The following is a 10040-nucleotide window of genomic DNA, read 5'->3' on the forward strand; positions in this document are numbered from 1 at the left end:
GGACCGGTAACGCCATACCGCCTCCCCATGCCAGTCGAAGTCGTCACATCCGACCAGCACAACGAGCAACCCGGCAAACCTTCCCGGTCACAGCACTAGCGACGGGGCGGCTGCCTGATAAGGACATGACCTGCACGAATCCGGCAGGCGGAACCTCCGGGCACCAGGAGAACACCCCATAGGAGCCGCCGCGGAACGGGCAGCCGAGAGCGCAGCTTCGCCAGCCGTTGCCGGAGAGCGCGGGGTCATACCGAGGTTCACCATCTGGCCCCTTCCGGTTCGGGCCAGTTCATCAATACCGAAAAGACAAACCATGAGCGCACGCAACAGCCAGGCCGTCAGATCAGCCGCTCGCGATCGCCTTCGCGCGGAGCGCGAGCGTCAAGCCAAAAAGGAAAAGCTCAAACGGCAACTCATTGTCGCGGCGTCGATTGTCGGCGTACTGGCGGCGGCGGGCGGCGCCGGGTATCTCATCATCCATGCGAACAAGCCCGATGCCTGGGAAGCCGCGAAGAACGCGAAGCTGGTCCAGCCCAGCAATACAACCGGTAAAGACGGCACAACGGTCATCTTGGGCAAGGCTGACGCAAAGAAGACCCTCAAAATCTACGAGGACGCGCGCTGCCCCATCTGCGCCCAGTTCGAGCAGGCTGTCGGCCCGACCATCGAGAATGACCTCAAGAACGGCAAGTACAAGGTCGAGTTCATTGGCGCCACGTTCGTCGACCGCACCATCCCGGGGGAGGGCTCCCGCAACGCCCTCAGCGCTCTGGGCGCTGCCCTGAACGTCAGCCCCGACGCCTTCCTCGCCTACAAGCACGAGCTGTACTCGGCGAAGTACCACCCGGCAGAGGCGGACGACAAGTTCAAAAGCGACAAGTACCTGATCGAGGTGGCCGACCAGGTACCAGCACTCAAGAACAACGCATCCTTCCGTAAGGCTGTCGAGGACGGCACCTACGACCGCTGGGCACTGGAGATGTCCAAGAAATTCGACAACAACAAGGACGGCATCGAGGGCACCCCGTCCTTCGTCATGGACGGCAAAAAGCTGTCCGGCGCCAACGGCAAGAGCGTGCTCATGACCGTGGCTGACTACAACGCTGCGATCGACACGGCACTCGCTGGCAAGTAGCGGGCAGACTGCCCTGCGCCGAACGGACAAACCGCTACCGAAAGACACCTGCCGCACTCACCATTGACCGACAGCGATGGTGCCCAACGTTCAGCCCAGCGATAGGGCCCTGTCGAGCATGCCCTCAGGTAACGCTGCGTATCCCCTCCAAAGCCCCGTCGCGGACGCTGGCCAGCCACAACACCCCTTCACTGGTGGGGATGCGGGTGAGGTCGGCCACCCACAGCCGGTTGGGGGCGCCAGCGGTGAAGTCCCGCTCGACCAGGTCCGGGGCCGCGGTGTGGGCGGGGTTCTGCACGGTCGAGCCGCCCTTCCAGCCTTTGCGCAGGGGGGCGCCCTGCAGACCGTTGGCCCGCATGATCCGTTCGGCGCGCTTGCGGCCGCACCGCACGCCCTGCCGCTTCAGCTCTAGCCAGACCCGAGGCGAGCCATATGTCGCCGCGAACTCGTGCGACGAACGGATCTTGAGGATCTTCTCCAGCAGGTCGGCGTCCTTCAGCTGCCGCCGGGACGGCGCCACGGCGCGGGCCCGCCAGCCGTAGTAGGTGGAGGAGGGTATGGCAAGGACCCGTAACACGAGATCGACCGGGAAGTCATGGACCTCGATGAAGCTCATGACCACCGCTGGGTCGGGCCGATCTCCGCCGCGAAATAGGCGCTGGCCGCCCGCAGCACCTCGTTCACCCGCTTCAGCTCGGCGATCTCCCGTTTCAGCCGCCGGTTCTCCTCCAGCATCTGCGAGGTGGGCCGGTCGCTGCGCTCGCCCCGGTCAGCCTCGTCCTGCCGGATCCAGCTTCGCAGGGCCTCGGGGTGGATGTTCAGCTGCGGGGCCAGATGTGTCACCGGCGGCCGGGGATCGGACTCCCGCCACAGTCGCAGGGCACGTTCCCTGAGCTCCGGCGGGTACTTACCCGGTGCAGGCACGAAGACTTCCCTTCTCGGTCTGAGTGATCAGACCAGGTTCGGAGTCTCCGGTAAAGCGGGGGAAGCTCACCGCGGGACACCCTCTACGTGGTCGGCGAGCGCGGCGACTGGCACCAGGTCCGCGTCGCCCACACCTCCGAGACAGGCCTAAAGGCCGACACCCCCGGATTGGTCGCCAAGAAGAACACTCGGCCGTGGTGTGCATGAACCCCAGGACGCGAAGGCTACCCGCGGCGAGCCGGGCACCGTCCACCCGATGCCCGCGAAGAAGAAGACCGCGGCCGAAAAGACCAGCAGCGACGGTGGTGGTGTTGGTGGCGGCGACGAGCAGGCGGAGCACCCGGGGGACCGCGGCGGCGGCCTTGCGGGGGCGGCCCTGTGGGGTGCCCTTGAGCTCGGCCTCGTAGCCCTTGAGGACAAGGCGGGCGCCGGTGAGGCTCGGCGGGGTGACGCCGACGGCTTGGTGGGTGTGAATGGGTGTGGTGGTGGCACTGGCTGGGCGTCAGCAAGGATGGGAGGGCCGTCCCTGCTCATGCTGCGCAGCGGTAGTGATCATGGCTGTCACGAGGTGACCGAACCGCTGCCGTCAGGCGCCGATCGCGAAGATGGCCGGCTGTCATGGGCGTGCCTGTTCACAATCGGGTTGACGGCGTAGACGGGCCGGCCGGTCGCGCGCAGAGCGGCGACCAGCAGGCCGCGGGAGGTCTCGATCGCTACCGGTATCCGCTCGCCGGGGCCATCGCCGTGCTCGGCCAAGAGGCTAAGCAGCTGCTGCAGGCCCGCCGCGTCATCTCAGATCCGGGCCCGCCCGAGGAGCTTGCTGTCACCGTCGACCACCGCGACGTCGTGGTGGTCGCTGGCCCAGTCGATCCCGCAGAACACCTTCACGGGCGTCCCCCTTGTTCTTCCGTCCGATGCACATATCCGCTGGTCAAAGACCTGCGCGGAGGCACGCGACTCCCTAATGGAAGGGCTCTGGGCCCGTCATCCGATTAGTCGTTCGTGACCCCAGCTGACCGCAGGGGCCTCGGTCTGTGCAGGAGCTCGGAGGCGTCCCGGTGAGGTGAGAGGTGCACCCTGCGGCGGGCTCGGACCACGGATATTCGATCATCCGCGCGGCAGCGGCCGTGAGAGTGCCGGACGCCGGAGCCCTCCGATCTCTTTCTGGAGGTCAGGGCCTCGTGTGTCGTCCAGGAGTGACCCCGGCGCCTGGCACCCTCACGGTCGCGTTCCTCGGCGGCGGTTGGCTGATGGCCGGGGCCAGCTCTGCCTGGGGCTCAAGGCCCCGGGATGTTGGCTCACCGGACGTCAGCCGATCGCCGCCGAGGTGAAGCCGGCGGCCGCGCTCTTTTTCGAGGTCTCGCGGGACCGGGTAACGGGTAGCGATCCGCCGGCTTCGATCCCCATTAGGTGTCGTCGCGGCGATTGGGCTTGCCCACCGGGCCTGACCAGGCACGATACTCAAGATCGCAAAAGGGAGGGTCCCACTCCCGGTCACACCTCCGGTGCAACTCATAGCGCACCTCTACGTGCAACCCTCCAGCCCCCTTCCGGTGCAACCCTCCGGGGCCGGTCCGGGGGAGGCGAGCCCGCCCCCGGACCGGGGCGGGCAACCCCTCTTGCACGCCTTGGGGGGTGGGCAAGCCTGGCTGCTCCGGTCTGGGCAAGCCTGGCTTGCCCACGGTCGGATGGCCAGGGGGCGGCTGCTCATCAACCCCGCCGTGACCTCACCCCACGCGCCCAGCTCCCCACCCCGCCCCCTTCCGCCCGCGCAAAACCGACACCGACCACCGTGCCGCCGCGCAGACCTCGGAAGGATCAGAAGTGCCGTTCTCAAGACAGTGGAACGGAGCGGGGTGTCCCGCCTCACGACAGCCACGCCGCTACAGAAACCGCCCCACGGCAGTGACCATGCTCTTCCTCAACATCCGACCAGCGAAAACACCCAGCTCTGATGTGCCGTCACTGACATCCACCCACTGACACAAAACCGGCACATCGCATCTGAACGCAGGCTCCCAGGCTTTTTGGAGGTCAGCTCACTTCCCCGGTGATGGCATTCACCTTTACCGAGGCCCCTTCTCCATGGAATATGTAATAAGGCTCCGCATTGGGGCTGTCCGAGTTGGAAACCTTCTTGGAAATCTCCAGGTAACGAACCGGGATTTTCCCTGCCAGCTCGTATGCCTGTTCCAGGCTGACGGGAAGCGGATACTTAGATATTGCAGCGTAATCGTACTTCAAATTGCGGCCACTGTGAGTCACCTCTCCGGTTTCAGAGTCAACTATAACTTCCCAGGTGAGCTCATTCTGTTCGTTTTCGGGCGAATCGAACAAAAAACTCCAGGACTTAAATTCAGAGGGATTAGACACCACATCTCCTTGCCCGGCCCCGATCAGGAAGAGACGGGTCATCTCCGGACGCTTCTGCTCCACCTCCTTTCGTGCGATCTGCATCATCTCGTCCACGGAAAGCCGGTCAGCGGCCCCCTTCTCGGAATCCTGAAAGGTTGCGATAGAAGCTGGCTGGGCCGCCTGAGCGGCAGCGACGGGTCCGACGGCGACGCTCAGTGCGGCCACACCAAGAGACCACCATATCAGCGATTTCCGACGAATATGCATGCTAAATTCCCAATTCTGCGATGTACGGATACTTTACTCATTGTGACCTTCGTCCGGACTGCTGGGTACAGCCGGTCGGATGGCCAAACGGGGGGAATGCTGCCGCCGACCAACGGAGTCGCGCTCCCGGTGCCGATCGCCAGGGCGGACCGCCAGCTCGTCGTCCGGGCGAGTAGATCAAGGCCGGGGCAGGCACCCGCCCTGACGCCCGGACGGTGCTCGCCGCCTACGATTCGGATGGTCGGGTTGGAGCTGGTCGCACCTACGACCGATGAGTGGGAGCGTGGTGTGTGAGTGGGCGTGTTAGTGGCAGGGGTTGTGCGTCAGCGGTGTTCGGTTGTTGATTGCCTGGTCATGCGCTGTGGATGTGTGCTGGTCTGCTGTCATGAGGTGAACAAATGGCTGCCGTTGAGCAGCTGGGGTGGGTCAGGTTCGCTGTCGTGGGGGTGGCTGTTCCTGTCGGGGGTATGTCGTAGGCCGATGTTGTCGGCATACCGCGACGGAGATCTTTCCAGGCGCTCGTGGACGAAGCCGAGGGCCGCAGAAGGCGCACGAGCCTGTCCTGCGGATCCGGCTGCTCACCGACGCCGCAGTGCGTCGAGATGTGACGTAGGCCCATGAACGGCGGCGTTGGTGTCGCAGGAGGGGCTTCTGGCGAGGGCTGTTCCTATCGCTTCCGCTTGTGCCGTGTTGCGTTCCTCGTGTCGCCTTGCGGCCGCTTGGCGTTCGGGTGGATCGAGCGATGAAGCTCTGAGGGCGGCCGCAAGGACGACAAGATGGCCGTCTGAGCAGCATCAAGCGGTCCGGTGTGCCCGTCGTAGCAAATATCGTTGCGCGCTTTGCGTCGCTTCGTGCGGGAGCCCATGGGGCACTTCACCACACAATACGGGCGGCCAGCAAAGGATTTGGCGTTGCACAGCAGCCACCTTCGACAGCTGTCTGCGGTTAGCCGGGTGGTCGGCGGTCGCGGGTGGGAGACCGCTGCTGTCATGGGGTGACCGGGTGGCTGACACGGTGCGGCTAGCAGATCGCGGCCCGGCTGTGTTGGGTTTGCCGGTCTTCGTGTGGAGGGGTGGCCGGGGCGGTGGGGTTGGCCTTGTGACGGGTTCGGGAACCCCGGTGGGGGAGACGGCGCCGGGTCCGCCTGGTTCGGCGGAGGCCGGGCGGGTGGTGCGGGCTGTGGTGGTGCGGCGGCTGCTCGTGGTGGACCGGGGTGAGGGCGGTCTGTCGTCGTTGCACGTGCGGATCGCGGCCGGTTTGGCGGGCGTGACGGAGCGGACGGTATGGCGGTGGCTGGCCGAGGGACGCGAGGGGCGGCTGGAGGCGCGGCCACGGCAGGGCGGGTTCGTGGTGGGGGACGCCTTGTGGGAGGTGCGGACCCAGGCGGGCGGGAACGTCGCCGAACTGCGCCGAAGGATGCTCCGGGCGCAGGACGAGGGCGGCCTGGAGCACTGGGGGACGGAGTTTGTGCCGTCCTTGGCGACCCTGCACCGTGCGATCAAGGACGAATTGCGGGCGGGCCGGGTGCTTCAGGTCGCCCGGGCGGCGTCGGGCCGGGTGGAGCCGAGCCGGTACGACCGAGCGCTGGCCGAACTCGGCTTCGCAGAGGGTGCGAACGGTCCGCCGGTCGTGGACGGCCCGGATGCTCTGGCACGGGCGGTGAACAGCGGCCCGGCGCGGTGAAGACCGCTTCGCGTACCCGGGTGTCGGGTGGAGTGCGCCTGTACGCGCCGGGAGCGCGGCTGGTGTCCACGCGGCAGGTGGCCGGGGTGGTGGAGGCGGTGGGGCATACGGTCGCCGCGCGGGGGATCGGCTGTGTATACGGGGACACGGGGCTGGGGAAGACGGTCGCGGTCGAGCAGGCTCTGCATCTGCTGCCTGCCCGGGTGCCGGTGTGGCGGGCGGTGGTGGGAGTCAGGCCCGGGCTGCCGCAGGTGCGGGCCGCGTTGTGCGAGGCGCTGGGACTGCCGTCGGGGTCCTTGACCCACCGGGCCGGACCGGCCGACCAAGCGCTGGCTGAGGCGCTGGCTGAGCCGGGTGTGCTGTTCCTCGACGACGCGCAGCGTCTGTCGCCGCCGGTGCTGGACTACCTGCGGCAGCTGTGGGACTCGCCGGGCTGTGCGGCTGCCCTGGTGCTGTGCGGGGCGGGCAGCGAGCGGGCGCTGGCCCGAGCCGCGGCGATGCGTTCCCGGGTTCTGACCTGGCACCAGGTCAGCCGCCTCGACACGCAGGACGTACCGCGGACGCTGGGTCTGTTCCACCCGGTGTGGGAGGACGCTGACCCGGCCGACCTGGGGCGGGCGGATGAGCAGACCGCCCGCGGCAACTTCCGTACCTGGGCGAAGATCACCTCACATGTCTGTGCAGCTTGGGGCCGCGACCCCGGTGCGTGTGTGGATCGGGACGCGATCGACCAGGCCTGCGCCCGGCTCGGTCCGTACTCATGACCGCCACTCTCACGCGCCCGGGACGCATCGGTTCCGGCGGCAGAGAACCTCACCCCGTTGGGCAAGGAGGGAAACGGCATGATGACGGACAGCGGATCGAGGGACACCAACGGCGGCCACGGCGTTGACGCGGGAGGACAGTGGCCGCCACCGTCGGGGGATCCGGCCGGCGTGCTCGGTGGTTGCGCTGCGGGCGCCTGCGGTGCGCCGCCTGCTGGCGCTGCGGGCCCGGGGCGGTCTTTCGCGGCAGCACGTGCGGCTGGCGGGGGAGTGCCTGGGGGCATCGGAGCGCACGGTGTGGCGGTGGCTGGCTGAGGCGTCCCAGAGCCCGGAGGCGGCTGCGCACCCCGGAGCCCGCCACACGAGCAGGTTCGAGATCACCGCGGAAATCCGGGTGCTGCTGGCGTACTGGCACGGCAACGCCTCCGCAGTCCACCGCCAGCTCGTGGAGCGCGCCGCAGCCGAGGCCGGGGGCGTACCAGCACATACGTCCGGCGCTGCTGGGCCCGTCCCGCCCGGCCTGGTGGCTGTGCCGGGCGGGGCAGCCCTGTCGCAGGTGCCGCTGCTGGATCCGGTCCCGTCCTTGTCGACGTTCCTGCGCGCGCTGCGCCGCGATCTGACGGCGGGGGAGCGCGCCGGTCTCGCCAGCGGACCGGAGGCAGCACGCGCCCATGACGTGTTCGGCAAGCGGCCGGCGTCATGGCGCAGCTACGCCTGGGAGACTGACCACGTCCAGGCCCCTCTGCTGGTCGACGCTGACGGCGACCTGGTGCGCCCGTGGATCACCTGGTTCATCGACACCGCCACTAAGGTCATCACCGGTACCGCTGTCACCCCGGGCCATCCCTCCCGCGCGTCGGTACTGGCTGCTTTGCGCGCCGCAGTGGTGCGGGACGATCCCTACGGCCCGGCCGGGGGAGTGCCGGAGCTGGTGAGGATGGACCGGGGCAAGGACTTCCTGTCGGCCGCCGTAACCACCGCGCTCGGTGCGATGGGTGTGACAGTCAAGGACTTGCCCGCCTACAGCCCGCATCTGAAAGGCACGGTGGAAAGCCTCAACCGGGCTGCGGACCGGATGCTGTTCGCCGCCCTGCCCGGCTACACCGCCGGGCCCACCAGGCCCCGCTCGGAGCGGCGCGGACGTCCCGCGGGGGCGCTGTCCGCCCTGTCGTTCCAGGACTTCACCGCAGAGGTCCTGGAGTGGACGAACTGGTGGAACACCGCGCACCGCCCGAAAGCCCTGTCGGGCCGTACGCCGGAGGCGTGGCAGGCCGATCCGACCCCTGTCACCGACATCCCCGCCGCCGACCTGTGGGCTTTCACCCTCGAGGACGACGGCCGGCCCCGGAAGCTGACCAGCCACGGCGTGAGCTGGCACGGCCGCACCTACACCGCCGCGTGGATGACCGGCCAGGCCGGCCGCCAGGTCCGCGTGCGCTACATGCCCCACCACGACCACGAGATCGAGGTCTGCGACGCCCGCGGCCGCCACCTCGGCCCGGCGCACCTCGCGGCCGCGGCCACCCCCGAGCAACTGCAGGCGCTGCGCGAGGCACGCGCGGAGCGCGCCCGGCGCCTGCGGGCCGACACGAAGGCCGCCGAACGCCTGCGCCGCCAGCGATTCGCCCCCACCACCAGCGCGGAGCCCGCCCAGCGGCTGGGAGCCGTCACGGCCGCCCAGGCCGATCGTGAACTCGCCGCCGTCGACTACACCGACGTCGCACGGCTGGCACTCCCCGACTTGATCCCGCCCGCCCCGCCTCCGGCGTACTGGCGCACCCCGCCCGCCCTCGCGGCCAGCACAGCGCCAGCCCCGCCCGCCTCCGCTCCAGCCGACCCGTCAGCGGACGTTGCGCCGGAGCCCGACTCCCGACCCGCAGGAGACGCCACGTGACCGCTGCCACCTACCAGTACGTCGACCTGCCCGATGCCTCCGTGGTCACCACCCGGGCCCTGCTCACCGCACGGGAGAACATCGCCGACACCGTTGCCGCGCGGGCCATGATGTGCATCCACGGCGGCGCCGGCTTCGGCAAGACGCTCGCGGTCAACACCTGCCTGCGCGAGCTGGAACCGAGCGAGGATGTACGACGGGTCACCTTCCGCGCCCGCCCCACCGCCCGAGCGGTGCGCTACGAGCTGTTCACCGCGCTCGACCTGGCCGGCGAGCCGCCCCGCCACCCCAGCGAATTCGACCGTCTGCTCAAGACCGCCCTGGCCGAGCGCCCCCGCACCTTTCTGGTCGACGAGGCCCAGTGGCTCAACGGGGAGGCGTTCGAGTACTTCCGCTACCTCTGGACGAGCCCGCCACCCGCTTCGCGGTCGTCTTCGTCGGCGGCGAGGGCTGCCACACCGTGCTGCGCCGCGAACCGATGCTCTCCTCCCGCATCTTCATCTGGCAGCACTTCACCCGCCTCACCCCCAGCGAGGTCCTCGACGTCATCCCCCTGTTCCATCCGATCTGGGCCCACGCCGACCCCGACGACATCGCCTTCGCCGACCAGCATGCCGCGCACGGCAACTTCCGCGCCTGGGCCCAGCTGACCGCCCACGCCCGCACCGCCCTGGCACGCACCGGCCGCCCCCGCGTCGACCAAGAGCTGCTGCGCTGGGCCTTCAGCCGCCTCGCCTGACACCCCACCGCCCGTGCCTCTCGCCCCGCCGCTGCCGCCCGTCACCGTGGTTCTCGACCGCCACGACGACGGGGCTGTACACGCATACGGCCCTGGCCGCCCACCACCTGCCGACTGGCCGGATCACCCTGCACCCCGGCCCGGGGACTCCCGTGGCTGTGCGGGGGTGTCCGGCCCTGTGCCTGGTGTGGTGGCTGCGTTTGGCGGGTGTGCTGGTGGTGTGTGTGTGGCGCGTGCCGGCGCCGGGTGCTGCTGGGTGGTGGTTGCTGCTGGGGTTAG

The 10040-nt window shown here is 68.7% G+C and carries 9 protein-coding genes and 1 pseudogene; 7 read left to right on the top strand and 3 right to left on the bottom strand.

What is annotated here, in order from left to right; genetic code table 11:
* Window positions 1-313: 313 nt before the first annotated feature.
* Complete coding sequence (locus IF89_RS0132975; protein WP_030775959.1) at window positions 314-1135, top strand: thioredoxin domain-containing protein; 822 nt, start codon at window positions 314-316, stop codon at window positions 1133-1135.
* 124 nt (window positions 1136-1259) lie between these two features.
* Here the strand turns inward: IF89_RS0132975 and IF89_RS0132980 are convergent, their stop codons facing one another.
* Together IF89_RS0132980 and IF89_RS0132985 are read right to left on the bottom strand one after the other, a co-directional pair.
* Complete coding sequence (locus IF89_RS0132980; RefSeq protein WP_158718018.1) at window positions 1260-1751, bottom strand: IS3 family transposase; 492 nt, start codon at window positions 1749-1751, stop codon at window positions 1260-1262.
* On the bottom strand, window positions 1748-2059 hold the full coding sequence (locus tag IF89_RS0132985) for a transposase (protein ID WP_030775965.1): 312 nt from the start codon (window positions 2057-2059) through the stop codon (window positions 1748-1750). The genes IF89_RS0132980 and IF89_RS0132985 overlap by 4 nt, the downstream gene beginning before the upstream one ends.
* Window positions 2060-2315: 256 nt before the next feature.
* Here IF89_RS0132985 and IF89_RS47200 point away from each other — a divergent pair, with 256 nt between their 5' ends.
* Window positions 2316-2714 (top strand): hypothetical protein, encoded by a 399-nt coding sequence (locus IF89_RS47200; RefSeq protein WP_199820599.1) that lies wholly within the window; start codon window positions 2316-2318, stop codon window positions 2712-2714.
* Between the two features lie 1379 nt (window positions 2715-4093).
* On the opposite strand, the gene IF89_RS46390 is transcribed toward IF89_RS47200, so the two are convergent.
* Window positions 4094-4639 carry a hypothetical protein gene (locus IF89_RS46390; RefSeq protein ID WP_158718019.1) on the bottom strand — a complete coding sequence of 182 codons (546 nt, stop codon included), beginning with the start codon at window positions 4637-4639 and terminating at the stop codon, window positions 4094-4096.
* 1209 nt (window positions 4640-5848) lie between these two features.
* On the opposite strand from IF89_RS46390, the gene IF89_RS45055 reads away from it, so the two are divergent.
* From IF89_RS45055 to IF89_RS48190, 5 genes and pseudogenes are all read left to right on the top strand, one after another.
* Complete coding sequence (locus IF89_RS45055; protein WP_030775968.1) at window positions 5849-6364, top strand: hypothetical protein; 516 nt, start codon at window positions 5849-5851, stop codon at window positions 6362-6364.
* 86 nt (window positions 6365-6450) lie between these two features.
* Window positions 6451-7128 (top strand): ATP-binding protein, encoded by a 678-nt coding sequence (locus tag IF89_RS42985; protein WP_158718020.1) that lies wholly within the window; start codon window positions 6451-6453, stop codon window positions 7126-7128.
* Between the two features lie 202 nt (window positions 7129-7330).
* Entirely contained in the window at window positions 7331-9022 is a 1692-nt protein-coding gene (locus IF89_RS0133005) for a Mu transposase C-terminal domain-containing protein (protein ID WP_078628683.1), read from the top strand.
* A gap of 110 nt (window positions 9023-9132) precedes the next feature.
* A pseudogene (locus IF89_RS48185) lies at window positions 9133-9369 on the top strand (ATP-binding protein); the annotation flags it as partial.
* Window positions 9370-9383: 14 nt separating this feature from the next.
* Window positions 9384-9761: a hypothetical protein gene (locus IF89_RS48190; protein WP_234327974.1), complete on the top strand. Its 378-nt coding sequence runs from the start codon at window positions 9384-9386 to the stop codon at window positions 9759-9761.
* Window positions 9762-10040: the final 279 nt, after the last annotated feature.

The sequence above is a fragment of the Streptomyces sp. NRRL F-2664 genome (genome assembly GCF_000719345.1).
Taxonomy (GTDB): domain Bacteria; phylum Actinomycetota; class Actinomycetes; order Streptomycetales; family Streptomycetaceae; genus Streptomyces.